At 41.8% G+C, this 26,319-nt stretch carries 24 protein-coding genes and 1 pseudogene; 2 read left to right on the forward strand and 23 right to left on the reverse strand.

Annotation, left to right across the window (positions count from 1 at the left end):
• Positions 1–166: 166 nt before the first annotated feature.
• The 7 genes from OCV72_RS13125 to OCV72_RS13155 form a co-directional block, all read right to left on the reverse strand.
• Positions 167–1,921, reverse strand: coding sequence for an ammonium transporter (locus tag OCV72_RS13125; protein WP_055284276.1), 1,755 nt, complete (start codon positions 1,919–1,921; stop codon positions 167–169).
• A 198-nt stretch (positions 1,922–2,119) separates the two neighbouring features.
• Positions 2,120–2,350 (reverse strand): hypothetical protein, encoded by a 231-nt coding sequence (locus OCV72_RS13130; protein ID WP_028086857.1) that lies wholly within the window; start codon positions 2,348–2,350, stop codon positions 2,120–2,122.
• 22 nt (positions 2,351–2,372) lie between these two features.
• A complete protein-coding gene (gene smpB / locus OCV72_RS13135; protein WP_055284277.1) occupies positions 2,373–2,837 on the reverse strand; it encodes an SsrA-binding protein SmpB in 465 nt (154 codons plus the stop codon).
• The gene (rnr, locus tag OCV72_RS13140) at positions 2,824–4,980 is read right to left on the reverse strand and encodes a ribonuclease R (RefSeq protein ID WP_055284278.1); all 2,157 of its coding nucleotides are present in this window, start codon (positions 4,978–4,980) and stop codon (positions 2,824–2,826) included. The genes smpB and rnr overlap by 14 nt, the downstream gene beginning before the upstream one ends.
• An 82-nt stretch (positions 4,981–5,062) precedes the next feature.
• The gene (gene secG / locus OCV72_RS13145) at positions 5,063–5,305 is read right to left on the reverse strand and encodes a preprotein translocase subunit SecG (RefSeq protein ID WP_028086854.1); all 243 of its coding nucleotides are present in this window, start codon (positions 5,303–5,305) and stop codon (positions 5,063–5,065) included.
• A 49-nt stretch (positions 5,306–5,354) separates the two neighbouring features.
• Positions 5,355–6,689 carry a phosphopyruvate hydratase gene (eno, locus tag OCV72_RS13150; RefSeq protein ID WP_028086853.1) on the reverse strand — a complete coding sequence of 445 codons (1,335 nt, stop codon included), beginning with the start codon at positions 6,687–6,689 and terminating at the stop codon, positions 5,355–5,357.
• A 61-nt stretch (positions 6,690–6,750) separates the two neighbouring features.
• Positions 6,751–7,866, reverse strand: a complete 1,116-nt coding sequence (locus OCV72_RS13155) for a 4-hydroxybutyrate dehydrogenase (protein WP_055284279.1) — start codon at positions 7,864–7,866, stop codon at positions 6,751–6,753.
• A gap of 147 nt (positions 7,867–8,013) precedes the next feature.
• Between OCV72_RS13155 and OCV72_RS13160 the strand changes: the two genes are divergently transcribed.
• A complete protein-coding gene (locus OCV72_RS13160; RefSeq protein ID WP_028086851.1) occupies positions 8,014–8,856 on the forward strand; it encodes a YitT family protein in 843 nt (280 codons plus the stop codon).
• Between the two features lie 9 nt (positions 8,857–8,865).
• Here the strand turns inward: OCV72_RS13160 and OCV72_RS13165 are convergent, their stop codons facing one another.
• The 4 genes from OCV72_RS13165 to OCV72_RS13180 form a co-directional block, all read right to left on the reverse strand.
• Positions 8,866–9,447, reverse strand: coding sequence for a TetR family transcriptional regulator (locus OCV72_RS13165; protein WP_055284280.1), 582 nt, complete (start codon positions 9,445–9,447; stop codon positions 8,866–8,868).
• Positions 9,448–9,536: 89 nt separating this feature from the next.
• Entirely contained in the window at positions 9,537–10,121 is a 585-nt protein-coding gene (locus OCV72_RS13170) for a manganese efflux pump MntP (protein ID WP_055284281.1), read from the reverse strand.
• Between the two features lie 278 nt (positions 10,122–10,399).
• A complete protein-coding gene (locus OCV72_RS13175; protein ID WP_055284282.1) occupies positions 10,400–11,578 on the reverse strand; it encodes a phosphoribosylaminoimidazolecarboxamide formyltransferase in 1,179 nt (392 codons plus the stop codon).
• Between the two features lie 24 nt (positions 11,579–11,602).
• Entirely contained in the window at positions 11,603–12,316 is a 714-nt protein-coding gene (locus OCV72_RS13180) for an IMP cyclohydrolase (RefSeq protein WP_055284283.1), read from the reverse strand.
• A 290-nt stretch (positions 12,317–12,606) separates the two neighbouring features.
• On the opposite strand from OCV72_RS13180, the gene OCV72_RS13185 reads away from it, so the two are divergent.
• A complete protein-coding gene (locus OCV72_RS13185; RefSeq protein WP_055284284.1) occupies positions 12,607–13,962 on the forward strand; it encodes a radical SAM/SPASM domain-containing protein in 1,356 nt (451 codons plus the stop codon).
• 628 nt (positions 13,963–14,590) lie between these two features.
• Here the strand turns inward: OCV72_RS13185 and thiD are convergent.
• From thiD to OCV72_RS13245, 12 genes and pseudogenes are all read right to left on the reverse strand, one after another.
• Entirely contained in the window at positions 14,591–15,394 is an 804-nt protein-coding gene (gene thiD / locus OCV72_RS16935) for a bifunctional hydroxymethylpyrimidine kinase/phosphomethylpyrimidine kinase (RefSeq protein ID WP_055284314.1), read from the reverse strand.
• Positions 15,395–15,484: 90 nt separating this feature from the next.
• Positions 15,485–16,024: pseudogene (locus OCV72_RS16940) on the reverse strand (HAD family hydrolase); the annotation flags it as partial.
• Positions 16,021–16,656 (reverse strand): thiamine phosphate synthase, encoded by a 636-nt coding sequence (gene thiE / locus OCV72_RS13200; protein WP_055284315.1) that lies wholly within the window; start codon positions 16,654–16,656, stop codon positions 16,021–16,023. The pseudogene OCV72_RS16940 and the gene thiE, both read right to left, overlap by 4 nt.
• Before the next feature lie 52 nt (positions 16,657–16,708).
• Positions 16,709–17,530, reverse strand: coding sequence for a hydroxyethylthiazole kinase (gene thiM, locus OCV72_RS13205; RefSeq protein WP_055284285.1), 822 nt, complete (start codon positions 17,528–17,530; stop codon positions 16,709–16,711).
• Between the two features lie 42 nt (positions 17,531–17,572).
• Positions 17,573–18,076, reverse strand: a complete 504-nt coding sequence (gene greA / locus OCV72_RS13210) for a transcription elongation factor GreA (protein ID WP_055284286.1) — start codon at positions 18,074–18,076, stop codon at positions 17,573–17,575.
• A 62-nt stretch (positions 18,077–18,138) separates the two neighbouring features.
• Entirely contained in the window at positions 18,139–18,924 is a 786-nt protein-coding gene (locus tag OCV72_RS13215; RefSeq protein ID WP_226851768.1) for a Cof-type HAD-IIB family hydrolase, read from the reverse strand.
• A gap of 127 nt (positions 18,925–19,051) precedes the next feature.
• The gene (gene fucO, locus OCV72_RS13220; RefSeq protein ID WP_055284288.1) at positions 19,052–20,197 is read right to left on the reverse strand and encodes a lactaldehyde reductase; all 1,146 of its coding nucleotides are present in this window, start codon (positions 20,195–20,197) and stop codon (positions 19,052–19,054) included.
• A gap of 274 nt (positions 20,198–20,471) precedes the next feature.
• On the reverse strand, positions 20,472–21,011 hold the full coding sequence (locus OCV72_RS13225; protein ID WP_055284316.1) for a TetR/AcrR family transcriptional regulator C-terminal domain-containing protein: 540 nt from the start codon (positions 21,009–21,011) through the stop codon (positions 20,472–20,474).
• Positions 21,012–21,068: 57 nt separating this feature from the next.
• Entirely contained in the window at positions 21,069–22,625 is a 1,557-nt protein-coding gene (locus OCV72_RS13230; RefSeq protein ID WP_055284289.1) for an ABC-F family ATP-binding cassette domain-containing protein, read from the reverse strand.
• Positions 22,626–22,769: 144 nt separating this feature from the next.
• Positions 22,770–23,273 (reverse strand): GNAT family N-acetyltransferase, encoded by a 504-nt coding sequence (locus OCV72_RS13235; RefSeq protein WP_022416368.1) that lies wholly within the window; start codon positions 23,271–23,273, stop codon positions 22,770–22,772.
• A gap of 160 nt (positions 23,274–23,433) precedes the next feature.
• Positions 23,434–24,882 (reverse strand): serine hydrolase domain-containing protein, encoded by a 1,449-nt coding sequence (locus OCV72_RS13240; protein ID WP_055284290.1) that lies wholly within the window; start codon positions 24,880–24,882, stop codon positions 23,434–23,436.
• Position 24,883: 1 nt separating this feature from the next.
• Complete coding sequence (locus tag OCV72_RS13245; RefSeq protein ID WP_055284291.1) at positions 24,884–26,263, reverse strand: APC family permease; 1,380 nt, start codon at positions 26,261–26,263, stop codon at positions 24,884–24,886.
• Positions 26,264–26,319 lie beyond the last annotated feature (56 nt).

Here is a 26,319-nt window from a genome sequence, read left to right on the forward strand (position 1 = left end):
CCCTTGCCTTCGGCTATATCCTTCCCACTACCGGGCGGATTCGGGACTTTAACCCTTTAGAAACGTGCGCCGCTAGGCGCACATCATCTAAAAAGAGACGTACATGAAATTATATCATATACATCTCTTTTCGCTGCAAATCAGTATAATACCGTAAACATTCTCCTTACTCTACATCCTTCAATGCTTCGTAATCTTCCTCACCGGTACGAACTTTCACAACTTTCTGTACATTGTAAACAAAGATCTTTCCATCTCCGACGTGACCGGTGTAAAGTGTTCTCTTCACAGTGTCAATCACTTTCTCTACTGAAATGCTTCCGACGATAACTTCTACCTTAACCTTTGGAAGTACCGTTATATCCATCTCAACTCCACGGTATTTCTCACCTGCACCTTTCTGAACTCCACATCCCATAACCTGGGTGACGGTCATACCTGTTACACCAAGATCATTAAGGGCTGTCTTCAGTTTCTCATATCTTGAAAGTTTTGCAATGATGACTACTTTATGTATACCTGTTGACGGATCTACAGGTGTGGTTACTTTGACAGATGCTGCTCGCTGTACATCTGACGCTTCATCATAATCATTTTCACCAAGCTCTGTATTTTCATTGACACTCATACTTCCTTCTGTGATATCCATCAAGCTGAATCCTGCATATGCAGATGCAAGACCATGCTCTTTTGAATCCAGACCAACAATTTCTTCTTCTTCTGATACCCTCAGTCCAACGGTTTTATCAATTATTTTGAATACAATTGTCATAGTCACAATTGTCCATGCCATAACACTTACAACACCAAGAAGCTGTAATCCAAGCTGATGGAACCCTCCACCGTAGAACAGACCTTTGAGTGTACATTCCGGTGCTGTCTTTGTTGCAAAAAGACCAACTGCGATTGTTCCCCAGATACCGTTTAAACAGTGAACTGCAACTGCACCGACAGGATCGTCCACATGAGCTACATTATCACAGAACCATACTCCAAATACTACCAGCAGTCCTGCTACAACACCGATAATAACGGATCCTGCTGCATCTACGACATCACAAGGTGCTGTAATTGCTACCAGACCTGCAAGCGAAGCATTCAGACACATAGAAACGTCTGGTTTTCCATACTTGACCCATGTAAAGATCATACATACAACCGTTGCTACTGCAGGTGCGATCGTTGTTGCCATAAAAATTGAAGCAAGCTGTGATCCGGTTGTTGCTGCCGCACCATTGAATCCATACCATCCAAACCAGAGAATGAAGCATCCAAGTGCACCGATTACAATATTATGTCCAGGAAATGCATGTACTTTTGTGACTTTTCCTTCTTTATTTCTTGTGAATTTACCAATTCTGGCACCTTCCATTGCAGCTCCGATAAAAGCAGTTGTACCGCCTACCATATGAATCGCACATGATCCGGCAAAATCATGGAAGCCTAGACTTGCAAGCCATCCGCCTCCCCAGATCCAGTGTGCTTCGATTGGATATACAATAGCTGAAATAACAGCTGAATAAATACAATAAGATAAGAATTTTGTTCGTTCTGCCATTGCTCCGGATACGATTGTTGCCGTTGTTGCACAGAACACTAAGTTAAATACAAAATTAGACCAGTCAAAATTTGCATAATCTGTAAAAATTCCAAGTGTCGGAGTTCCGATAAATCCACCAAATGCATCTTCACCAAGTAAAATTCCAAATCCAAGCGGGATAAATACACAAGTTCCGATACAGAAATCCATCAGATTCTTCATAATAATATTTCCTGCATTCTTCGCTCTGGTAAATCCTGTCTCTACCATCGCAAATCCTGCCTGCATGAAAAACACCAATGCTGCACCGATCAGAAACCAGATTCCAAATACCTGCGTGCCTACAGCATCCTGTATGGCTGATAATACTTCTTTCGTCATAATAGTTCCTCCTTCATCTTGTCAAAAAGAAAAAGCGCCTCGAAATATTATTTTCGAAGCGCCCTTGCTTTATGTCCCGTAGTTTAACGCTCAGAACTTTCTTTGTCAAGAAATTTTCTGATATTTTTCTGTTGTTATATATAATTTCGTTCAATTATCACAACCAGATTTTATTTTTCTCATATTTTTTCCACAATTTCACAGTCCAAGGATTTCTCCAAGCACTTCAATGATAATCTCATTGGTACAGGACTTTACAAATCCCATCATATGTAAGGAAATCTCATCCTGTTTCTGGCTCTCTGTCAGTTCCGGATTGCTGTTTGTCTCATTAATGAGCTGTACCAGATGCGGAGTCAGCTCCTCATAAGTCTCCATTGTAGTCTGTGTGACCAGATCTCTTAATTCTTCTTTCTTTGTCGGTACCATTTTGTCCTCTCCTGTCTGTATTCTATCTGAGTTTCATCTTGAAATCGCGTTCTGCTTCACGCTTCTGGTCTTTCTTTGCGATATCCTGACGTTTATCATATAATTTCTTACCTTTTGCCAGACCGATCTCTACTTTTACAAGACTTCCTTTAAAATAGACTTTCAAAGGCACGATCGCCATTCCTTTTTCTTTTGTCTTACCGATCAGTTTGTTGATCTCTGATTTATGAAGAAGTAATTTTCTGACTCTGAGCGGATCTTTATTGAAGATATTTCCTTTTTCATAAGGGCTGATATGCATACCATATATGAATACCTCTCCGTTCTCAATACGGATGAAGGATTCTTTTATGCTGCATTTTCCCATACGGAGTGATTTCACTTCTGTCCCGTGCAGAGCAATTCCTGTTTCGATCTTATCCAAAATAAAATAATCATGATATGCCTTTTTATTGTTTGCAATCATCTTGTCATTACTCTTCGCCATCTCCGGCACCTCCCTGATTTACAATCTTAAAATCAATCGTACGCATCAGACGGTCTGCATCCAGCACCCGGACTCTTAGTCCTTCGCCTAGTTTATACACTTTCCGTGTATGCATCCCTATCATCTCATAGCGTTCTTCATTATATTCATAATGATCATCCGTCATATTCGTTACATGAACCAGACCTTCTATCGTATTCGGAAGTTCCACATACATGCCCCATTTTGTTATTCCTGATATCACACCTTCAAATTCTTCTCCTATATGCGCCTGCATATATTCTACTTTCTTTAATTTGACTGTCTCACGTTCTGCTTCATCTGCACGACGCTCCATCTCACTGGAACGCTTTGCCACTTCCGGAAGGATAGACCGGTAATGTTCCATCTTATCCGCATTCATTCTTCCCCGCAGATTATCTTTGATAATCCGGTGAATCTGAAGATCCGGATATCTACGGATCGGAGAAGTAAAATGTGTATAATAATTAGCTGCCAGTCCAAAATGTCCATCATTCTCCACCGTATATTTTGCCTGCTTCATGGAACGTAATGCCAGTCGGCTGATCATTGCCTCTTCCGGAGTATCTTCTACTTTTGCAAGCAACTTTTGAATTTCTTTTGGTCTGATTTCATTTACTCCTATGTGCATAGAATATCCAAAATTATTGATAAATGTTGCCAGCGTACGGATCTTTTCTTCATCCGGTGTTTCATGGGACCGGTATAAAAATGGAAGTTCCTGCCAGTAACCGTCTTCTGCCACCGTCTCATTTGCCAAAAGCATAAAATCTTCAATGATCTTCGTCGCAACATTTCTGTCATATGGTCTGATATCGACCGGCTTTCCGTTCTCATCCAGAATCATCTTGGTCTCCGGAAAATCAAAATCAATCGAGCCTCGTTTCTTTCTTCTGGCTCTTAAAATACCGGAAAGCTCCTGCATCCGTTCAAACATCGGAACCAGTTCCCTGTATTCTTCTGTTTCAGCTTCATCATGATCAGTCAGGATCTTTTTCACACTGGTGTAAGACATCCTGCGGTTCACATGGATTACCGTCTCGGCAATCTCGTGGGCAACCACTTCTCCTGACGGATCTACCGTCATAATGCAGCTCAATGCCAACCGGTCCTCACCTGCATTTAATGAACACATTCCGTTCGAAAGCGTATGTGGAAGCATCGGGATTACACGGTCTACGAGATAAACACTGGTTCCTCTTTCTAAAGCTTCTCTGTCAAGCGCACTATTCTCCTGCACATAATTTGTTACATCTGCAATATGCACACCCAGAATATAATTTTCACCGTCTTTTACCAGTGACACGGCATCATCCAGATCCTTTGCATCTTCCCCATCGATCGTGACCATTTGCCAGTCGCGCAAGTCTTTTCTTCCATTCATATCCGCTTCACTGACCGGCTTTGCTACGCGTTCTGCCTGTCTTAACACTTTATCCGGAAATTCTACCGGAAGATCATACCCCTTTACGATTGACATAATATCCGTCCCAGGGTCATTCAGATGTCCGATGATCTCCACGATCTTTCCTTCCGGTTTTTTCCCATTTTCTCCATAAGAAGTCAGTTCCACTACAACTTTATGTCCGTCCACTGCTCCTCTTGATTTTTCAACCGGTACAAATATATCCTGATCCAGTCTCTGATTATCCGGAATTACAAATCCAAACTTTTTGCCCGGCTTCATACGATACAGTCCGACCACTTTCGAAAGTCCACGCTCCAGGATCTTCACAATCTTTCCTTCACGGCTTCTTCCCTCCGGCTCTTTTGTCAGCACAATCTCGACATGGTCTCCGTCGAACGCCCCACAGATATCATCTTCTCCGATAAATACATCTGCCGAACCATCTTCATCCAGTACAACAAAACCGAATCCCTTAAGGCTTGCACGAAACACGCCGGTCAGACGCTTTGCATGTCCTTTACAGTACTTTCCTCTCTTGGAAAGATAAATCTTTCCTTCCTGTTCCAGTGATTCCAGTATCTGGCGCAGCTCATCCCTGTCTTCTTTTGCCACACGCAGAAGCATGGCCAGTTCCTTAAATTTCATCGGTGTATATAAATCGTCGCAGATCAGGTCATAGACGACTTTTTTTCTCTTATCAAATTTCTTACTCATATTCATATACTCTCCTGCATCGTCGAAAAAGGGACACCCCATACAGGAGTGTCCCTTTCATCTTCTAAAAATATGCTCTATCCTATGCAAATACTTTTAAATTCAACACTGCTGCCAGTACAATAAACAAAATCGCAAGGAATTTTGTAGACTTCACCAGTGCACCTTCCATAGAACGTCCCTTGTTCTGTCCCCAGTAAGTATCAGCGATACCACTAATGGCACCAAGCCCTGCTGACTTACCTTCCTGCATTAACACGACTATGGTTAATGCGATACAGTCTATTGCAAATATTATCATTAATACAATCTTTAAAATGTCCACTATTCACACCTCCTGCGGATAAACCACATTTATTTTATCACAGGGTTTCTTATAAGGCAAGTGAATCTTTCAACTCATCCGTCTTTTGTACAAATGGGTTCTGATACTCAGCCACATCTCCCAGTCTTTCTTCAATCCTCAGCAATTGATTATATTTTTCCACCCGTTCTGACCGGCATGGAGCCCCGGTCTTAATCTGCCCTGCCTCTGCCGCTACTGCAATATCTGCAATAAAGGTATCTGCAGTCTCTCCTGACCGGTGTGAAATCACAGTCTTATATCCTGCATTCTGCGCCATCTTCACTGCTTCAAAGCTTTCTGTCAAAGTCCCGATCTGATTTACCTTGATCAGTATCGCATTGGCTGCTTTTCTCCGTATTCCTTTCGCAAGCCTTCGGGTATTCGTCACGAACAGATCATCACCGACTAACTGTACCCGCTCTCCGAGCCTGTCTGTCAGAGTTTTCCATCCTTCCCAGTCATCTTCATCCAACGGATCTTCAATGGATACAACCGGATATTTTTCTATCATTTCCTCATAGTAATCAATCAGTTCTTCTGCTGAACGGACAATCTTGTACCCTTTTTTCTTCGCCTCACCGTCGAAAACATATTTCTTAAAATTCTTATCATACAATTCCGATGCAGCTACATCCAGTGCGATCGCAACTTCTTTTCCCGGCTGGTATCCTGCTTTCTCTACCGCTTTTACCATCAGGCGCAAAACCTCATCCGCATTATGAAGATCCGGTGCAAATCCACCTTCATCTCCCACTGCAGTACTATATTCCAGCTGTTTCAAAAGCTGTTTCAGTTCATGATATACTTCTGCACACATCTGAAGTCCATTCTTAAAATTTCCTGCACCTACAGGCATGATCATAAATTCCTGAATATCGATCGTATTGTCTGCATGTCTTCCCCCGTTCATGATATTCATCATCGGAACCGGAAGTTTCTTTACATTCGTACCGCCAAGATACGAATACAGCGGCAGTCCAAGCGCCCCGGCCGCTGCTCTTGCAGTCGCAAGAGACACGCCAAGCATGGCATTGGCTCCGAGATTGGACTTGTTCTTTGTCCCGTCAAGCCTGATCATCGTCTGATCGACTGCCGCCTGATCCAACACGTTCATACCTATCACTTCCGGTGCAATCCTTGCATTAACATGATCTGCTGCCTGTTGTACGCCAAGCCCTCCGTACCGTTCTTCTTTATCCCGTAATTCCAGTGCTTCATACTTTCCGGTCGATGCACCGGATGGCACACTTGCCCGACCGCAGAATTCATCTCCTGCCAGCACTTCCACTTCTATCGTCGGATTTCCTCTTGAATCAAGTATTTCTCTTGCGTATACATCCGTAATGGGTAAATACTTATACATTATTTCTATCCTCCTCTTATGAAGGATAGTATGTTCCGATGCGGAATAAACCATTCAACATTTAATACAGTTCTTTATAAATCTCTGCCATCTGCTGCCATGTCAGTTTTACATAACTCTGATTCAGAAGTCTCTGCTGTGTCTCTTCTACAGTCTTAGCAAAACTCTCGATCTCTTCTTCCTTCATTCCATATTCATGCAATGGTTTTCTTGCAATGATCTGATCCAAAAGTTTTCCGATCTCCACATATACCAAGTCTGCATCGCACTCTAAAACATTACTTAAGAAACTATTTAATTCCTTTATTCTTCCATCCGGATCCAATTCCTGATATTTTGCAAATACCGCTGTAAGGAACTGGTAATTTGCTTCTCCGTGTGTAACATGATAGACACCACTTAACGGATAAGACATGGCGTGTACCGCTCCCGTTCCGGCATTGCCAAATGCAATTCCGGCAAGGTTACTTGCCGTCAGGAAATCATCCAGCAGATTCATTCGGAATGCTTCTCCATGTTCTGCAATTTTACGGAAGCCTTCCATGATCATCTCCATTGCCTTCATACTGAACATCTGTGTATACAAAGTAGCTTTCGGAGACACATAAGATTCAATCGCATGGATAAATGCATCGATCGCACTCGTTGCAAAAAATGAATATGGAAGTCCTGTCAGCAATTCCGGAATCAATACCGCACGGTCTGCATAAATCTCGTCGACAGCAAGCCCCATTTTGGTATGCAGCTTTGTAAATTCTGCGATTGATACATTCGAGACCTCAGAACCCGCACCACACGTAGTTGGTACTGCAATCAATGTTTTTGCTCTCTTAAGCGGAACCTTTCTTCCAAAGATTTCTTCCGCACTATAATCTCCTGCGAGCACCAGGATCTTAGCCATATCGATAACTGCTCCTCCTCCGATTGCAATGATTCTGTCACAGTCTGTCTTACGGAAATCTGCCAGTAATGCATCGATCATCTCGTCCGTAGGCTCACCTTTTCCATATTTGCTTTTATATTCTACATGTGCCTCTAATCCAAGCGCTGCAAAATACGCCTCATACGTGCTTTTACTTGCAAGAATAAAGTCTTTCTTTCCTATATTATACTCTTCTGCAAAATCTTTTGCGTGCTCAAACTTCTGAACTTCCGCCTTCTGCCAAAAAAGTTTCATTTTTTCTTGTCCTCCCCGTCATTTTTCTGAATAGTTTGTCTCTTAATAATATATCACCAATCCGTTGACTTTTCCATATATGAGCGTTACAATCATTGAGGATATAAAAATTTAATAATTACAAAAGGAAAACTGGGGAATTTTCAAATGAAAGAACATTTAAAAAACTTTACATTACTCACTGTCAGTACGTTGATCATGGCAGTGGGTATCTACTTTTTCAAGTTCGCCAACAACTTCACGTTTGGTGGTATCACCGGTTTTGCGGTACTCGTTGCCAAGTTCACTCCTCTTTCGGCCAGTGATTTTTCCTTCATTGCGAATATGCTCCTTCTGATCATAGGGCTTTTCGTTCTCGGAAAAAAATTTGCTGCACAGACTGCATACAGTAGTATCCTACTTTCTGTCACGCTGTCCGGACTGGAACGTATCTATCCAATGAGCCACCCGCTTACCAACGAACCATTGCTGGAACTGATCTTTGCGATTGTACTTCCTGCCATCGGTTCGGCCATTCTGTTCAATATCGGAGCATCCAGCGGGGGCACGGATGTTATTGCCATGATATTGAAGAAATACACCAGCGTTGACATCGGAAAAGGCTTGCTTGCTTCCGATATCTTATTCACAATCGCCGGTTTCTTCGTATTTGACATTAAGACGGGTCTTTATTCACTGCTCGGTCTTACGATGCGTTCGACACTGATCGACAGTCTGATTGAAAGTCTGAACCGCTCGAAGTATTTCCACGTGGTATGCAGCGAACCGGAACCAATCTGTGAATTTATCAAAAATGACCTGAAACGAGGTGCAACAATCGTACTCGCACAGGGTGCCTTCACAGGCGATGACAAATATATCATCCTGACTGTACTTAGTCCAAATGAAGCAATCAAGCTTCGTAATTTCATAAAAGCTCATACAACTGGTGCATTCTTACTGATATCCAATACCAGCGAGATTATAGGAAAAGGGTTCCACTCTGTGTAGTGAAACCCTTTATTTTTTCTCCGTATTCTCAATGTCCAACAGATCCAGGATTGAATGTGACATCATATACTGATAAAATTCCATTGCATCTCCCGCCGAAATATTTTTGCTTTCCCGGATAAGCCAATATTTCAGTCCATTCACCAATGATATTGCATGAAATTCCAGAAATATCTTTTCGTCGACGTGTGGCATATTACTTAAGTGTTTTAACGGATGATGCTTTACCAGAATTTCTTCCATATGGAAAACCTGTCCATACAGCATCTCCTCAAAGGAATTCTGCCCTGTTACTTCAAATACCTTTTCGTAATAAGTCTTGTCTTCTCCAAATCTCTGGAACAAAAGCTGCAGAGACTCCATTACATGTTCCTGCCCCATAAGTTCTGAGACTTCTTTAAATACGTCTTCCCACAGAAGCCATTCCATCACTTCGTATTTGTCCTGAAAATAATTATAGAACGTCGGACGTATCACCCCTGCTGCATCTGTGATCATCTTGATCGTCAGTTTTTCAAATCCTTTTTTCGCCACCAGTTCTTTAAATTTTTCTCCCAATAGTGCTTTTGTTAATTCACTTTTGCGCTCCATCTCATCACCTTAATTTTTCTCAGATAACTTGTAGTAAATTATTATACCCCTGCTATCCGGCAAAATCTACCGTCAAATTGCTCCATTTTTTACGTATAATAATGGAGAATTACGTCGAAACTGGCAAGTAAAAGGAGTGCTCCCCCGACCCAGTATGCACGTCTGTTTTCTTTCAGTCCCAGTCTGTATCCTGCAAATATACCGATTACCGCTTCCAGAACCGTTACCGGGAATAACACCAATGACTCTTCGATCATGGCTGTATCCAGGAATCCAAGTCCCATTCCGACAAAGAATGCATCGACACTCGTTACCAGTGCAAGAAGCGTTGTTTTCTTCCATTCGATCTCATCTTTTCTGCGTTCCAACACCTTCTTTTTACGGATTCCTTTGAGGATCATATAGATGCCAAGTGCCGCAAAGATCAGCACTGTCAGACCTTCCCATCTGTCAGCCACCGTCTTCGTTCTGGTAATAGACAGTAACGGCAGCAATGTGATCAGGTTTCCAAGTACCAGTACCCCAAGCTGGATACCGCCAAACAGAACGCTTAAGAGGACCAGATTCTTCCATCTGATCTTTGAAAATCCGGCTCCCATATAGGCCGCCGCCACAAATACATCGATCGATAATCCAACGGATACGATTAACAGTTCCATCGTTGACAATTGCATCGCCTTCTTTCTTTTCTCCTATTTTAGCCTATTTAGAATCGTTTTTGAAGAAACAAATGCTATATAGATACCGAAATCGTACTACATTTTCCTCTATTTGTATAAAAACCAAATATACTCGATATATAAATATGATATATAGTAACTCCCGTAACTCTTTTATTCCTGAATACTTTGGTATCTAAAAAACGAGAAAGCTACGCTCTTACGTAACCTTCCCGCTTTCTGCGACATATATAGTATCAACTTTAGGATGTGTCTCTTATATTATATCCCGATTAGTGATGGAATAAACGGATTCCGGTAAATGACATCACCATATCATATTTATTACATGTTGCAATTACATTGTCATCACGTACGGATCCACCCGGCTGTGCAATGTATTTTACACCACTCTTATGCGCACGCTCGATATTATCCCCAAATGGGAAGAATGCATCTGAGCCAAGTGCAACATCGGTCAGTTTGTCCAGCCATTCTCTCTTGGCTTCTCTTGTGAATACTTCCGGTTTTTCTTTGAAGATTGCCGGCCATGCATCGTCTGCAAGCACGTCCATGTAATCGTCTCCCATATAGAGATCGATCGCATTGTCTCTGTCTGCACGTCTGATTCCATCTACGAATGGAAGATTCATAACCTGCGGTGACTGTCTGAGCCACCAGTTATCTGCTTTGCCTCCTGCAAGACGTGTACAATGGATTCTGGACTGCTGTCCTGCACCGATACCGATTGCCTGTCCGTCTTTTACGAAACATACAGAGTTGGACTGTGTATATTTTAATGTAATCATAGAGATTGCGAGATCAATTTTCGCCTGCTCTGTCAGTTTTTTGTTCTCTGTCACGATATTTGAGAAGAAATCATCGTCAATCTTTAATTCATTTCTTCCCTGCTCAAATGTAACACCGAATACCTGCTTGTGTTCGATCGGAGCCGGTACATAATCTGGATCGATCTGGATTACATTGTAGTTTCCTTTTTTCTTTGCTTTTAAGATTTCCAGCGCTTCCGGTTCATATCCAGGAGCGATCACACCATCGGATACTTCACGTTTGATCAGTTTGGCAGTATCCACGTCACATACATCAGACAGAGAAATAAAATCTCCGAAAGAAGACATACGGTCTGCGCCTCTTGCTCTTGCGTATGCAGATGCAAGCGGAGATAATTCTCCGAGATCATCTACCCAGTAGATCTTTGCAAGCGTATCACTCAGTGGAAGTCCGACTGCGGCACCTGCAGGAGATACATGCTTGAATGATGTAGCTGCCGGAAGTCCGGTTGCTTTCTTTAACTCACTTACAAGCTGCCATCCGTTAAATGCATCCAGGAAATTGATATATCCCGGTCTTCCATTCAGAACCTTGATTGGCAGTTCACTTCCGTCTTCCATATAGATTCTGGAAGGTTTCTGGTTCGGATTACATCCATATTTCAGTTCTAATTCGTTCATATCTCTTCTCCTTATCAATTCCTCTTACTGGTTCTTATTGATGATTTTTGTCTCATATGTACCTGTCGCGATATCAATATAGCGTACGAATAATGATACTTTGTTGTCCGCATTCAGGCTGTTCCATAAGCTGTCGGCAAATGCATCCATAGCATCCGGAATTGCGATCAGTTTTGGTTCTCCTTCAAAGCTCGGAAGCGGATTGCCGTCACATTTGTATGTATGGATGAAATGTCCTTCTCCTGCTGCAGGATTCTCATATGCAAATGTATAGCGGTTGCAGCTTTCCGGATTACCATTGTTGCTCTTTAAGATTGACATTGCGTAGTTAAAAGTTCCGTTTTCAATATGCATAACACCTGAAATCCTAGGTGTGTAGTTCGGTCCGTCTGGTTCGAATTCACGGCTTCTGAGTGACTGTTCAAATGTAAGCTGCTTGTCCATGCCCTCGTAGATGGTATCTGTCTGATCTCCGTTGGTTACGATCGTCTTGTTGCCAAGTACTCGTACCGGTGCATAAATGATCAGGCTTGGATCAGTCAGTTTGGATGGATCAAATGCCTGTGTGCGGATGCCTTCCCCTTCTTCTACAAACACACGGTTACGGCTGTTCTCACTTCTTCCCATAATAAAGTAAGCAGTTACAGCTTTGGTCCCATCTGCACTCTTTCCTATAATAATGCCACGTCCCGGGTAAGAATTGCCCTGCAGTTCCTTCTCGATTGATAACATTTCCATGAATACATCTCCTTTTCGTTTGTGTTTTTGAACGTTTCTATCCTTATTATATATAAAACCGTCTTATTTTTCCACCCCTTTTTATAAGTATAATTAAAAATTCTCGTTTTTTTATAAGTACAATTTAAGTTTTGAATCTTTTATCGTTATTTATGATACTTTTTTCCTTTTTTGTCAAAAAAACGACAATATAGGATTAATGTCGCATTTGCTTGAATCTGGAAATCAAAAGTTTTAAGATAAGGTAACTGCATAAAGAATATAATACAGTAAGATGAGGAGGTAACATTATGAATGTTATAGACACAATCAAAAACGCCGCCTTTGCTTCCGCTATTCAGGCAGCACTTAAGTACATGGATAAAGATCCTGAAACAAATATTCCAAAAGTCATGAGCATTGTTGACAAGGCTGCTCCGGAAGGCTGGTATGCAGGTCAGCGTAATGCGATCCGCCAGGGAATCGCCGAAAAGGGAAACTGGTATGAACTTGCTACAAAAGTATGGGAATTGGATCCGGAAGTACGAAAAACTTTCTTTACAAACTTTATCGTTAATGCTTCTTTGAAAGGTTCTGCCCTTCAGAAGGAAACTGAGGAAAAAGAAGACTGCAATGTTCCTTGGGCGATTTTATTAGATCCGACTTCAGCCTGCAATCTGCACTGTACCGGATGCTGGGCCGCTGAATACGGACACAAACTGAATCTTTCTCTTGAAACAATCGATGATATCATAACACAGGGAAAGAAACTTGGTACATATATGTATATCTATACCGGCGGAGAACCTATGGTACGAAAAAAAGATATTATTACGATCTGTGAACGTCATCCTGACTGCGAATTCTTATCTTTCACAAATGGTACATTGATCGATGAAGAGTTCTGTCAGGAAATGTTAAGAGTTAAGAATTTCGTTCCTGCAATCAGTCTGGAAGGATTCGAGACGGCCAATGACGGACGGCGTGGTCCGGGTGTATTTGAAAAAGTAAAGCATGCCATGCAGTTATTAAAGGATCATAATCTTCCATTCGGTATCTCTACCTGCTACACAAGCGCAAACTACAAAGATATCACAAGTGAAGAATTCTATGACATGATCATTGAAGCAGGTGCATTGTTCATCTGGTTCTTCCATTATATGCCTGTTGGAAATGATGCTGCTCCGGAACTCATGCCGAATCCGGAACAACGAAAAGCTGTATACGAACGTATTCGTGCGTTCAGAAGTTCCAAACCAATCTTTAGCCTTGACTTCCAGAACGATGCCGAATATATCGGTGGATGTATCGCAGGCGGTCGCTATTACCTGCATATCAATGCAGCGGGAGATGTAGATCCTTGCGTATTCATTCATTATTCAAATGCAAATATTCATGAAGTCAGTCTTCTGGATGCATTAAAGAGTCCGATCTTCCAGGCATACAGAAAAGGACAGCCATTCAATGACAATATGCTGCGCCCATGTCCAATGCTTGAGAATCCGGAATGCTTACCAAAGATGGTAAAAGAGACCGGTGCCCACTCTACCGACCCACAGTCACCGGAAGATGTACAGCATCTCTGCGATAAATGCAAACCTTATGCCGAAGCGTGGACCAAAATGGCAGATAAGCTTTGGGATGAGAGACTGGAAGCAAAAAAGTAAATGTAATTAGAATTTAATTGGGATTTAATTCAGGAAGGCTGTGGATACCCGAACCGGAATAAAGCTTGAAAAGGTGTTCCTGTTCAGGTTCCATCGGCGGGTCAATTCTAAAGGGGCAAAATTCTGCTAAAAGCAGGCTTTCAAAATTTGAAACTCGGCATACGCCTCAGACAGTCAAATTTTGAAAACCTAACGCAGAATTTTGCCCCTTAAGAATTACCAACGCCTCTTTCACATTCACTGGAACGCCTTTTCAAGCTTTATTCCGTGTGTATCAAATGCCTTAAGAATTAAACATTAAACAGCAATTGCGTAACGGTAGTGGCTTCCACCGGGTTACACTTCCGGGCATTTTATTTATTAACATTCGCTGTCAGTCACGACTTGAAGGAAACAATAGATAAGGATTATTGTGAATGTGGAATGCCGTTAGAAACAATTAGAGAGTCAGAAGCACCGTTAAAGGAACGAAGCGAACGTGTTTGAGGCGAACGCCGAGTTTGAGCGTAGTTCCTTTGCTTTTAGGTGGTTCTGACTCTCTTAGTGTTTCTTATGGTATGAAACCTGAACAAGAAGCCTTATCTATTGTTTCCTTCAAGGACTGAGAGGCCGCTTCCCCGTTAATAAATTAAATCCCAAATCTCCCTCTTATCTCAAACCCATGATCCATCGGTCCGCTTCCTTTTCCCAGATCCAGCATGGCGGCCAGTGCACCGCTAATATACTCTTTCGCACGATGAATGGATTCTTCCAGGGAGTATCCTTTTGCAAGATTGGAGGCAATTGCGCTGGATAAAGTACAGCCTGTTCCATGGGTATTCGGATTATTGATTCTTTTTCCGCGGAACCATGTCGCTTTGCCATTCTGGTATAAGAGATCATTGGCATCGTTCAGACTGTGTCCGCCTTTGCACAAAACTGCACAATGATACATTTCATTAATCTTCTTTGCTGCTTCCACCATATCTTTTTCTGACCGGATCTCCATCTCTGCAAGAACTTCTGCTTCCGGAATATTCGGCGTGATCACGGATGCCATCGGTAACAACTGTGTTTTTAAAGTCTCAATCGCATTTTCACTGATCAATCGGGATCCGCTTGTTGCCACCATAACCGGATCAACTACAATATTTTCCGCATGGTATTCTTTTAGTTTCTTTGATATTGTTTTTATTAACTTTTCAGATGATACCATACCAATCTTTACTGCATCCGGACGGATATCAGTGATGACCGCATCTAACTGATTTTCCAGGAATTCCGGAGATACTTCCATGATCCCGGTAACACCTGTCGTATTCTGTGCAGTCAATGCTGTGATCGCACTCATTGCATAGACTCCGTTTGCCTGCATGGTCTTAATATCTGCCTGAATTCCTGCGCCCCCGCTTGAATCGCTTCCGGCAATTGTAAGTGCTGTCTTTTTTTTCATCAATTCCCTCCAGTCTCTGCAATAGCAGTCTGCTTCTCTCTGAATCTCTTCCTGATCATCCTTACTTGCTTCATCATAGATTCCTATAACCTGGAATCCTGCCTTTTTTGCAGTGCGGACTGCATGGATAACATCCTCGAATACCAACGTCTCTTCCGGTCTGCTTCCAAGATATTCCGCTGCCTGCAGATAAATATCCGGCTTCGTCTTTCCTGCACCTGCTTCTTCACAGGTGAAGATCCGATCAAAATACTTTGCAATTTCCAGACGTTCAAACGCCATCTCTATTTCTTTCTTATTATTGGAAGATGCAATCGTCATTGGAATATTACTGTTACGAAGCTTCTCCAGAAGTTCTACCGCTCCGCTCTTCAGCGGTGCCGTTTCTTTATAATAATCACTGATAATATCCAAAACGTTCTGTTCGATTTCATCTGTTTCCTGTGACAGATGATAATGCTCTTTTACATATTGCGCACCTTCCTGAATACTCATTGTAAATAATATATTTCCAAGATCCGGTTCTGCCTCTATGCCGATGCTGTTCAGATAACGCACCCCTACATCTTTCCATATCCCCATGGAATCCAGCAAAGTTCCGTCTACATCGAATATTGCTCCCTTTATCATGCTTCCACCATTTCCTCTGTTAATTTTTTCAGTTTCTTCGTTGCGTTTTTTATATCTTTTTCTGCAAATATTGCACTGATCACGGCGATTCCGCAGATTCCGGTTCCAGAAAGCTCCGATACATTTTCTTTACTGATTCCTCCGATAGCAATCACAGGAATATCTACTGCTTCAGTAATTGCTTTCAATGTCTCATGACTTATATCAGCTGCATCTGCTTTTGAATCTGTATGAAAGACTGCTCCGACCCCAAGGTAATCTGCCCCTCTTTCCTGTGCGAGCAATGCCTGTCTGACCGTTTGTGCAGATACACCAATGATCTTGTCCGGTCCAAGTTTTGCTCTTACATCTCCGGCTTCCATATCACTCTGTCCGACATGTACTCCGTCAGCATCTATCTCCAATGCAATATCAACATTGTCATTGATCACAAATGGCACATGATATCTGTCGCAGAGTTCCTTAATTTTTTTTGCTTCTTCGAGGAAATGTGCTTCATCCAGTTCTTTTTCTCTCAGCTGCACAAATGTTGTACCACCTTCCAGCGTCTTCTCAACCTGACTGTATAACGTCTCACCATTTAACCAGTGGCGGTCCGTCACGGCATACAGGAGTAAATCTTCTTTCTGCATCTTTTTGCATGTATGTCCTTCCGGCTTTTTTATCTGATCATTCTCAATATTTCTATCTGATCTCATATTTTGCTCCTTTCTCCAATGTTTCTTTATCCATATTGTAGATTGCATCAATAATACGGTTACGGTAAGTGGCATTACCATCACCTTTCTGCATATATCCCCATCCAATCTCTCCTGCCAGTCCCATCGTGCAGACGGCTGCCGCTGCCGCCTCCAGCTTCTGCTCCGGATTCGCTGCCAGGAATGCTGTCATCATTCCAGACAACTGACATCCCGTTCCGGTAATCTTTCCCATCTCCGGTCGTCCGTTGCGGATTATATAACAGCTGGTACCATCACTTACCAGATCAATTGCACCTGTAATCGCAACAATACATCCCGCTTTTTTCGCAAATGCTTTCGCAAATGCAATACCTTCTTCCAGATTCTCCTCTGTTACGGCATCTGCTACATCTGCATCCACCCCTTTTGTTGTTCCGCTTCCCTGTGCCAGTGTTTTTACTTCTGAGATATTTCCGCGTATAACATCGAATCGGACTTTCTCCATCAGTTCTACGGCGGTATTCGTCCGCAGTACACTTGCACCTGCTCCGACCGGATCTAATAACGTCACATGTCCCAATTCATTAGCACGCGCTCCGGCTGCAAGCATTCCTTCAATCGTTCTTTTGTTCAAAGTACCAATGTTGATGTTCAGACCTTGACAGATAGATGTAATCTCCTTTACATCTTCTGGTTCATCTGACATAATCGGACTTCCGCCACAGGCTAACAATACATTTGCAACGTCATTTACCGTTACATAATTGGTAATATTATGTACCAGCGGCACACTCTTTCTTACATTTTCAATACAGTTTCCTAACATTATTCTTTCTCCTGTTATCCATATATTTCCGATTTCTTCTATTTAATATTTACGCAATGTATCATGGCTGTCATCTGTTGTATTGTCAATATTTTTTATCACAACATAATACCCGTCATTTCCGTTTGTCCTGACAAGCACACGGTCTCCGACTTTATGTCCCTGTATTGCTTTTCCGAGCGGCGATTCGATACTGATCAGTCCCTGAAGAGAATTTCCGCGGATACTGGTCACGAGACGATATGTCTCTGTCTCATCATCGTCTTCGAAGTATACTTCCACTGTATTATTAATTCCAACTTCATCTACCTTAGATGTATCAGACACAATCTTCGCATTCTTAAGCATTCGTTCCAGATAGCGGATACGGCTTTCGTTACGGTTCTTATCCTGTTTTGCTGCCTTATATTCAAAGTTCTCGCTTAAATCACCCTGTGCTCTTGCCTCTTTTACTGCTTCCAGTTCTTTCTTACGAACAACAATCTTACGGTATTCTATTTCTTCTTTAATTTTCTTAACATCGCTTTCAGTTAACTGTTCACCCATGAAAATGCACTTCCCTTCTTATCTTTGTATATTATAATACTCTGGTCTGTACGCTGCAAATTCTAAATCAACCCATAATGCTCCATTGCTTTATAAAGCCCGTCATTCTCTACCGTATCCGTGATATACTCGGCATACGGCTCCAGAACCGGATCATGATGCCCCATGATCACCCCGTGTCCTGCAGCTTTGATCATATCAAAATCATTGCTGCTGTCTCCGAAGGCATATATCTCATCATCCTGCAGAGCCAATTCTTTCTTTATGTACGCAATTGCAGTTGCCTTAGAATATTCTTTCTGTACACATTCATACACTCCACCCAGACGGTCGATATGTTTGAAAACATCTTCTGTTTCTTTAAAAAACCTTTCTTCGTCTGCAATTTTATCTATATAAATCAGTATCTTATCAAAATCATAACCTGTATCTTCCATTGACTGCTCTCTCCCAAGTCCCAGACCAGCCATATATCTTCTACTGCTTTCCACCGACTCCAGCCTTGAGATACGGTTGGAGTAATAGATATCCTCTGTTCCTTCCAGAAAGCCTTCTACCTTGCAGTCTTTCATAGACTTTATAATCCTGCGTCCTCTTTCATATGGGATAGAATGATGAAATACTACCCGTTCCTCATATACCAAATGTGTTCCACATCCACATAAAAAACCATCGAACGGAATTCTTTTTATCATAGGCGGTACGCTGCATATGGTGCGCCCGGTATTGATAAATGTCTTATGTCCGTTCTCCTGTGCTTTGCGTAATGCCACAAGTGCACTTTCCGGTATCTCATGCGTAATCTCACTTAAAATTGTTCCATCAATATCAAAAAACAATGCTGACATAACTTCCTCCATTTTTATACGAAAAAACTGACATCGTTTATTATAATTAAACGTGCCAGTCTTTTCAATAGATATAGCAATTTCATTTTATAATCTGTACGCAGGAACCCATTCCCGTATCATGATCTTACATTAATTTTCTGAACAGATCTTTCAGATCCTCTACACTGGCATCTTTCGGATTACCAGGTGCGCATGCATCTGCGTGAGCAGATTCTGCAAGGAACGAAAGGTCTTCTTCTTTCAAAGCTTCCAGTTTTGTAGGAATTCCTACGTCTACAGATAATTTACGTACCGCATCTACTGCTGCTTTTCTGTATTCTTCTACAGACATATCATCTACGCCTTCAACGCCCATCGCTTTTGCGATTTCTTTATATTTTTCTCCCGTGCATTCCGCGTTGTATTCCATAACGATTGGAAGCATCATTGCACATGCAACACCATGTGGTGTGTCATAGACAGCTCCAAGTGTATGTGCCATAGAATGTGCGATTCCAAGTCCTACATTAGAGAATCCCATTCCTGCGATATACTGTCCAAGAGCCATTCCCTCGCGTCCTTCTTTTTCATTTGCAACTGCGCTTCTTAAAGATTTGGAAATAAGTTCAATCGCTTTCAAGTGGAACATATCTGTCATTTCCCATGCTGCCTTTGTTGTATATCCTTCAATTGCATGTGTCAGGGCATCCATACCTGTCGAAGCTGTCAGTCCCTTTGGCATAGAAGACATCATCTCCGGATCCACGACTGCGATAACAGGCATGTCGTGCGGATCTACACAGACGAATTTTCTCTTCTTCTCGACATCAGTGATAACATAGTTGATCGTTACCTCTGCTGCTGTTCCTGCTGTTGTAGGCACTGCAATGATCGGAATACATGGATTTTTTGTCGGTGCTGTTCCTTCCAGACTTCTTACATCCTCGAATTCCGGATTTGCTATGATAATACCGATTGCTTTGGATGTATCCATAGAAGATCCACCGCCGATTGCGATGATATAATCAGCTGCGGCTTTTTTAAAGGCCTCAACTCCATGCTGTACATTCTGGATCGTCGGGTTTGGTTTGATATCAGAATATAATTCATATTCCAGTCCTGCATCCTCAAGTACTTTTGTAACTTTCGTTGTTACATTGAATTTGATCAGATCAGGGTCTGAGCATACCAAAGCTTTTTTCAATCCTCTTATTTTAACTTCTGCTGCAATCTCATTGATTGCTCCTGCTCCGTGAAACGATGTCTGGTTTAAATTAATTCTGTTTGCCATGATAACTGACACTCCTTCTATACATAATCTTTATTTGTGATGCGAAACATTTTCTTTTCCTCTTTTGTTTCGTATCTTGTTTCTTTATGTCTTAATTTTAACAATCATTTTCTTTGGATGTAAGTTACAAAGTATATATTTTGTAACATTTGCACGTTACACTTTTGTATTTTTGTAACTTTATATCTTTTATGCACAATATTTCCAAATGTATTGTGTTATTCAAATGACATTTCGCAGATACATATTTTGACATCAAAAAAAGAACTCCATCTTACAGGAGTTCTAATTTCTTAAATAATGTTTCCAGTTCTGCCGGCATCGCTTTTACCAGATTTTCTGCCATTTTTTCCGGACGTTTCTTCATATCCCCCAGTACCCACTGGGTTGTCATATACACCGAGCCCTGACAATACATCTCCAACTGGAAATGCAGATTCTCAGGAATTGGCTGTTTTGTTTTTGCCTGAATCTGATTCTCATAAAACCTCAGAATCAGCTGAAAATCATGATCTCTCAGACAATTCTGATCATCATTACGGAACGCTGCTTTGAAAAATAATTTCTCTTCCTCTATATAGTGGAACTTATTGACCAGTCCTTCATAAGCTGTCTTACCCTCTCCCATGTGCTGGAACGATTCTAACAGGATCCGGTCAAAATACCAGTTAATGAGATCGTATTTATCCTGGAAATTTCGGTAAAATGTCTGCCGCGTTGTTCCACATTCTGCCACAATTTCTTTTACTGTAATCTTTTCTACCGGCATCTTCTTCATACAGTTTTTCATGGCTTCCGCCAGACGATATTTCATCTTATCGTGTTTTATTCCTTCCACTTACATCATCCCCAGTTTATTTTTTCTGACTCTCTAGAATACTTTCGTCGTCCATTTGCTCATGTCCCAGACTTCATTTACCACATCCTGATAGAATTCCGGTTCGTGACAGATCAATAGGATGCTCCCTCTGTATTCCTGCAAGGCTTTTTTCAGCGAATCCTTTGCATCCACATCCAGGTGGTTGGTCGGCTCATCCAGGAGTAAAATATTTGTATTCCGGTTGATCAGTTTACAAAGTCTGACTTTCGCCTGCTCTCCACCACTTAATACTCTGACCTGACTTTCGATATGTTTTGTCGTCAGTCCACATTTTGCCAGCGCAGAACGGACTTCATATTGTGTAAATGAAGGAAACTCCTGCCAGATCTCATCAATACAGGTTGTCTTATTCTCTCCTTTTACTTCCTGCTCAAAGTAACCAATCTCCAGATTCTCTCCCAATTCACAACTTCCGGATAAGGATGGAATCAATCCTAAAATGCTTTTTAATAATGTAGTCTTTCCGATTCCGTTCGTTCCAACCAGTGCTATCTTCTGTCCACGCTCCATACTGAAATTTAATGGTTTTGATAACGGCTCATCATATCCCGTTACCAGATCATGTGTCTCAAATAACATCTTTCCAGGTGTACGGCCATAACGGAAATGAAATTCCGGCTTCGGTTTCTCTGCCGCCAGTTCGATCACATCCATCTTGTCCAGCTTCTTCTGTCTGGACATCGCCATATTTCTGGTAGATACACGTGCCTTATTACGTGCCACGAAATCTTTCAGCTCACTGATCTCCTGCTGCTGTCTTCTGTAAGCAGCTTCCAGCTGCGCTTTCTTCACTGCATAGACTTCCTGGAAGTGATCATAATCTCCCACATAACGGTTCAGTTCCTGATTCTCCATATGATAAATGATATTAACCACTTCGTTTAAGAATGGAATATCATGCGAGATCAGAATAAATGCATTCTCATAATCCAGAAGATAGCGCTTCAACCATGCAATATGTTCCTCATCCAGGTAGTTGGTCGGCTCATCCAGAAGCAGGATATCCGGCTTTTCCAATAACAGTTTTGCAAGAAGGACTTTCGTTCTCTGTCCTCCGCTTAAGTCTGTAACATCACGGTCCAGACCCAGATCCAGAAGTCCGAGTGCTCTTGCTACTTCCTCTACCTTTGCATCGATCGTATAGAAATCGTGCAGGGTAAGCTCATCCTGAATGGTTCCGAGTTCGTCCATCAGACGGTTCATCTCTTCTTCATCTGCCGTTCCAAGCAGATCACAGATTTCATTCATACGCTGTTCTTTCTGAAGCAGCGGATCAAATGCAGATTTTAACACGTCACGGATGGTCATTCCCTTTTCGAGGACCGCATGCTGATCCAGATATCCTGCATGTACATTCTTAGACCATTCTACTTTTCCTTCATCCGGCACAAGCTTTCCGGTCACAATATTCATAAAGGTAGATTTTCCCTCTCCGTTGGCTCCTACAAGACCGATGTGTTCTCCCTTTAAAAGTCGAAAAGAAACATCTGAGAATATGGCTCTGTCCCCGAAACCATGTGTCAGATGTTCAACATTTAATATACTCATAAATTTCTCCCTGATTATTCACTTTTTTAATTTGAAAAGATGCCAGCAAACTCTCTGCTGACATCTACATTATAACGTTTCAACCAGAACCTTGCAATCATAATATATTCCGGTTTGATTCGTACATTCTGTATTACATCTGCATTATATCGCTTTACAGAAAATACTCCTCTTCATCCCGCCATACTTTTCCTTCGTCATCACCTGTTCATACTGTAATTTCAGGAATGTATTCACACTTGCCACATTGTCCGGATGTGCCGTTCCAAGCAGATAATGATATCCCTGTTCTTTCAGAATCTGTTCTGACTCTTCCATCATCTTTCTCTGCAACCCCTGTCCGCGGTATTCTTTTCTTACCATGGCAATCTCCATATGTGCCGACTGCTTTCGCTGTTCTTCATCAAATTTCAGATCGTATCCGAGATTCTCATCCCCAAGATTCTTTGCCCGTGCGATAAAGACACCTGCCAGTCTGCCATCACACATTGCCTTTAATCCAAAGCCACCGGTCATCATATAGCTTGTTACTTCCTCATCGCTATCCAGACTGAACCATTCCTTATTCGGAAGTTCACTATAGATTTCATGGATCATTCGAAGAATATCCGGTATATCCTGCTCTGTTACAACTGCTATCTCATTCATATATCTTCTCCGTTCATTTTTGCTGTTTACAGTATCATACTGTAAATATGTTCATCTGTAAATAGATGAACTTTTATCGAATATGCAATGCCAAAAACCCCGTGGGACAGCTTCTTCTGCCTCACGGGGTTCTCCTTTTTCCACTAACCGTTCATTCTATCTACAGAATGCATGACGGTTCAAATGTTCCGGTAAACTTCCATGTCATATCTTCTTCTGCCGGAAGATACGTTACATTCGGTCTCCATGTTCCAACTACTACATTTTCCGAATTCACCCACAGACAATATTCTTCTCTGTATGATGTATTCAGAAGTCCCACAGAGAGATACAATGCATCTTCATCAAACGCATAAGATACCGCATGATATCTCTTCGTAAAATCATTCGGATACATATCATTACATTTCCAGTCCTTATATCCTGCAAAAAGAATCTTCTTTTCTCCTGCCACAGTAAGTTCCAGTTTTAATTCCTCTCCAACCGTTGAAATCACTGCCGACTCAATTTGTCTTGGATTCTCTGTAAACACAATTCTTTTATTTAATAGTTTCTTTGTTGCTTCATTTGTGTCTTTTTTGTTACCTTCCGGCTTCGGAAGTGTCAGATGTACCAGTTTCTCTTCCAGTTTTTCCTGTGCCTCTTCCAGATTTTCTTTTTCACACGGGATCTGAACTGCTTCTTTTATGTATTTCAGACAGATATCTGCTGCCAGATATTCCGATGCCCCTGCTGTGATTCCGATTGCAACCGGATAATCACGAAAACAGATCAGATACTGTCCAAATGCTCCTTCTGCCGCAAAAATCTCTTTTCCGGCCTTGATATGATAAGCATAATGCGTCAGTGCTTTCTTCTCATCTTCCGGAATCACAACGCGCATCTTTCCTATCTCTTCGGTCCACCATGCCGGTATCAGCTGCTCTCCATTCCATTCACCTTTTTGAAGCAGAAGCTGTGCCAGTGCAGAGATCTTTCCTGCAGTCAGGTACATTCCCCATCCACCGGTGTTGTGTCCTTCCGGACTGGTCAGCCAGTTGATCTCACCAAATCCCATCTTGTCAAATACACGCTCCTGCATCAGTGCCAGACAGTTTTTTCCCATAACCTTTGTGACAATTCTTGAAAGTGTATAACTACATCCGGAATCATAATGGAATGCTTTTCCGATATCTTCTCTTATCTTCGGCTGTTTTAACCAGTTTGTCTCCCAGTCTCTTGTAAGCTTCGAAAACCATACATTATTGCAGCATTCTTTGGAACCTGCCTGCATGGTAAGCAGATGATAGATCGTCAGATCTTCCAGTGCCGGATCGTATTCTTCCGGAAGTTCATCTCTTACATAATCAAGCAGTTTATCTTCCAGATGAATCTTCCCCTCATCGAGTGCAAATCCCAGACAAATACTTGTTCCGATTTTTGAAAGTGAATGCATCATCTGCGGCTTCTCCAGTGAGAACGGCTCCCATGCACCCTCTAAGATAACTTTTCCATCAAACCGTACTGAGATACTGTGGATTTCCACTGTCTGTTCCAGTTCCGTTAACATCTCTGTCAATTTCTCCGGATTCAGTCCCAGTTCACCTGGTTTTACATAAGTTGCCGCCATCTTACTTTTCCTCCTTTTTTACAGATGGATCCCAGAGTGAAGTCTCGATACGGATACCACCTTTCTTTGTCAAATAGATTCCGATCAGTATCAGTGCAAGCATAACAATAACCGCTGCTACTGCATAAGATACTTTAATACTGAAAATACCCTTTACAAAGATAACTGTATAAATGATGATACTTACAGTACAGAATGTATATAATGCCCCATTTGAAAAATGGAATTTATTCTTTGCCCATGCTTCCGGATATCTTTTTGGAAGTCTTGAAATTGCATATACAACAGTCACATTCATGAAGAATGTAATTACCTGGAAAATGTTTGTGATTGTTACAATGCTCATATCCGAAACGATTGGGATCAGAACAACGATCAGTGTGTATGTATAAATCAGATACGGTGCTCCAAAACGATTCTCTTTTAAAATAAACTTTGGAAGCCATCCGTCTTTTGCAGCCTGTGCAAGAGGATATCTGACATCATTGAATACACCGTTCAGTGTAGTAATGATCGCCATGATTGGTCCGCCGATCATGAAAATCTTATATACTGCACCAGGAAGGATTGCCTGCGCTGCCGGTAAGATTGTCGGTGCTCCTGCAACTTCATCATGCGGAAGCACACCGCCTGTTACCATGGCAAGCCCCACATAGATGAACAGAAGACATGGCACACATGCCATACTTGCAAACGGTACATCCTTTGTTGCTTTCTTTGCATCTTTTCCGTACCAGAGGATATTGTAATATCCATTTGCTGAGTTGATCAGAAGTAATGCAGCAAGCATGAATCCTTTAAAGCCTCCGGTAAACATCTTATTCCCAGAAAACTGGAAGATTGGCTGCTTAATCTGTGTCAGTCCAAAGACAACATAAAGTACCATTGTGATCAGCAGGATTGTTGATAAGATCTTACTAACCTTTGCAAAAACATCCATTCCTAGAAGATTTAATACAAATAAGATGCAGATTCCCACAACCGCAATTGCTTTTACTGTAATTCCCGGAAGAAGATTATTTACATACAAGCCTAATGCCAGTGCAAAAGAGCTGTTCAGAATTGGAGTTACAAGCTTCGTATACGCTACCAGTCCTCCTGCACTTACACCGGATAAATTCGTTACAATCGAGTAAGGTCCTCCTGCCACTCTCATAGTTCCCCCCAGGATAATATACGGAAATACCATAAAAAATCCCATAACGATAGCTGTCAGATATGCCAGCCATACGGAATATCCTGTCATTGCCATCGCCGGTCCGATCAATGTTACCATTCCTGATCCGATTACCATTCCTACCGCAATAGCAAAGAGATCTCCTCGCTCCAGTATACCAGGCTTTGGTTCCGGAGTGTTCACGATTAAGTTCTTGTTACTCATTTTCTTTCTCCTTTGTTCTTTACTCTTATCATTCATTTTTTATTATTTATAAATGA

This window comes from Dorea amylophila (assembly GCF_025567265.1).
Taxonomy (GTDB): domain Bacteria; phylum Bacillota; class Clostridia; order Lachnospirales; family Lachnospiraceae; genus Dorea_A; species Dorea_A amylophila.

What these genes read in the sequence shown, in the direction of transcription:
- OCV72_RS13125 (WP_055284276.1), bottom strand. Translation starts at nt 1,921, where the DNA reads ATGACGAAAGAAGTATTATCAGCCATACAGGATGCTGTAGGCACGCAG.
- OCV72_RS13130 (WP_028086857.1), bottom strand. Translation starts at nt 2,350, where the DNA reads ATGGTACCGACAAAGAAAGAAGAATTAAGAGATCTGGTCACACAGACT.
- smpB (WP_055284277.1), bottom strand. Translation starts at nt 2,837, where the DNA reads ATGGCGAAGAGTAATGACAAGATGATTGCAAACAATAAAAAGGCATAT.
- rnr (WP_055284278.1), bottom strand. Translation starts at nt 4,980, where the DNA reads ATGAGTAAGAAATTTGATAAGAGAAAAAAAGTCGTCTATGACCTGATC.
- eno (WP_028086853.1), bottom strand. Translation starts at nt 6,689, where the DNA reads ATGTATAAGTATTTACCCATTACGGATGTATACGCAAGAGAAATACTT.
- OCV72_RS13155 (WP_055284279.1), bottom strand. Translation starts at nt 7,866, where the DNA reads ATGAAACTTTTTTGGCAGAAGGCGGAAGTTCAGAAGTTTGAGCACGCA.
- OCV72_RS13160 (WP_028086851.1), top strand. Translation starts at nt 8,014, where the DNA reads ATGAAAGAACATTTAAAAAACTTTACATTACTCACTGTCAGTACGTTG.
- OCV72_RS13165 (WP_055284280.1), bottom strand. Translation starts at nt 9,447, where the DNA reads ATGGAGCGCAAAAGTGAATTAACAAAAGCACTATTGGGAGAAAAATTT.
- OCV72_RS13170 (WP_055284281.1), bottom strand. Translation starts at nt 10,121, where the DNA reads ATGCAATTGTCAACGATGGAACTGTTAATCGTATCCGTTGGATTATCG.
- OCV72_RS13175 (WP_055284282.1), bottom strand. Translation starts at nt 11,578, where the DNA reads ATGAACGAATTAGAACTGAAATATGGATGTAATCCGAACCAGAAACCT.
- OCV72_RS13180 (WP_055284283.1), bottom strand. Translation starts at nt 12,316, where the DNA reads ATGGAAATGTTATCAATCGAGAAGGAACTGCAGGGCAATTCTTACCCG.
- OCV72_RS13185 (WP_055284284.1), top strand. Translation starts at nt 12,607, where the DNA reads ATGAATGTTATAGACACAATCAAAAACGCCGCCTTTGCTTCCGCTATT.
- thiD (WP_055284314.1), bottom strand. Translation starts at nt 15,394, where the DNA reads ATGAAAAAAAAGACAGCACTTACAATTGCCGGAAGCGATTCAAGCGGG.
- thiE (WP_055284315.1), bottom strand. Translation starts at nt 16,656, where the DNA reads ATGCAGAAAGAAGATTTACTCCTGTATGCCGTGACGGACCGCCACTGG.
- thiM (WP_055284285.1), bottom strand. Translation starts at nt 17,530, where the DNA reads ATGTTAGGAAACTGTATTGAAAATGTAAGAAAGAGTGTGCCGCTGGTA.
- greA (WP_055284286.1), bottom strand. Translation starts at nt 18,076, where the DNA reads ATGGGTGAACAGTTAACTGAAAGCGATGTTAAGAAAATTAAAGAAGAA.
- OCV72_RS13215 (WP_226851768.1), bottom strand. Translation starts at nt 18,924, where the DNA reads ATGTCAGCATTGTTTTTTGATATTGATGGAACAATTTTAAGTGAGATT.
- fucO (WP_055284288.1), bottom strand. Translation starts at nt 20,197, where the DNA reads ATGGCAAACAGAATTAATTTAAACCAGACATCGTTTCACGGAGCAGGA.
- OCV72_RS13225 (WP_055284316.1), bottom strand. Translation starts at nt 21,011, where the DNA reads ATGAAATATCGTCTGGCGGAAGCCATGAAAAACTGTATGAAGAAGATG.
- OCV72_RS13230 (WP_055284289.1), bottom strand. Translation starts at nt 22,625, where the DNA reads ATGAGTATATTAAATGTTGAACATCTGACACATGGTTTCGGGGACAGA.
- OCV72_RS13235 (WP_022416368.1), bottom strand. Translation starts at nt 23,273, where the DNA reads ATGAATGAGATAGCAGTTGTAACAGAGCAGGATATACCGGATATTCTT.
- OCV72_RS13240 (WP_055284290.1), bottom strand. Translation starts at nt 24,882, where the DNA reads ATGGCGGCAACTTATGTAAAACCAGGTGAACTGGGACTGAATCCGGAG.
- OCV72_RS13245 (WP_055284291.1), bottom strand. Translation starts at nt 26,263, where the DNA reads ATGAGTAACAAGAACTTAATCGTGAACACTCCGGAACCAAAGCCTGGT.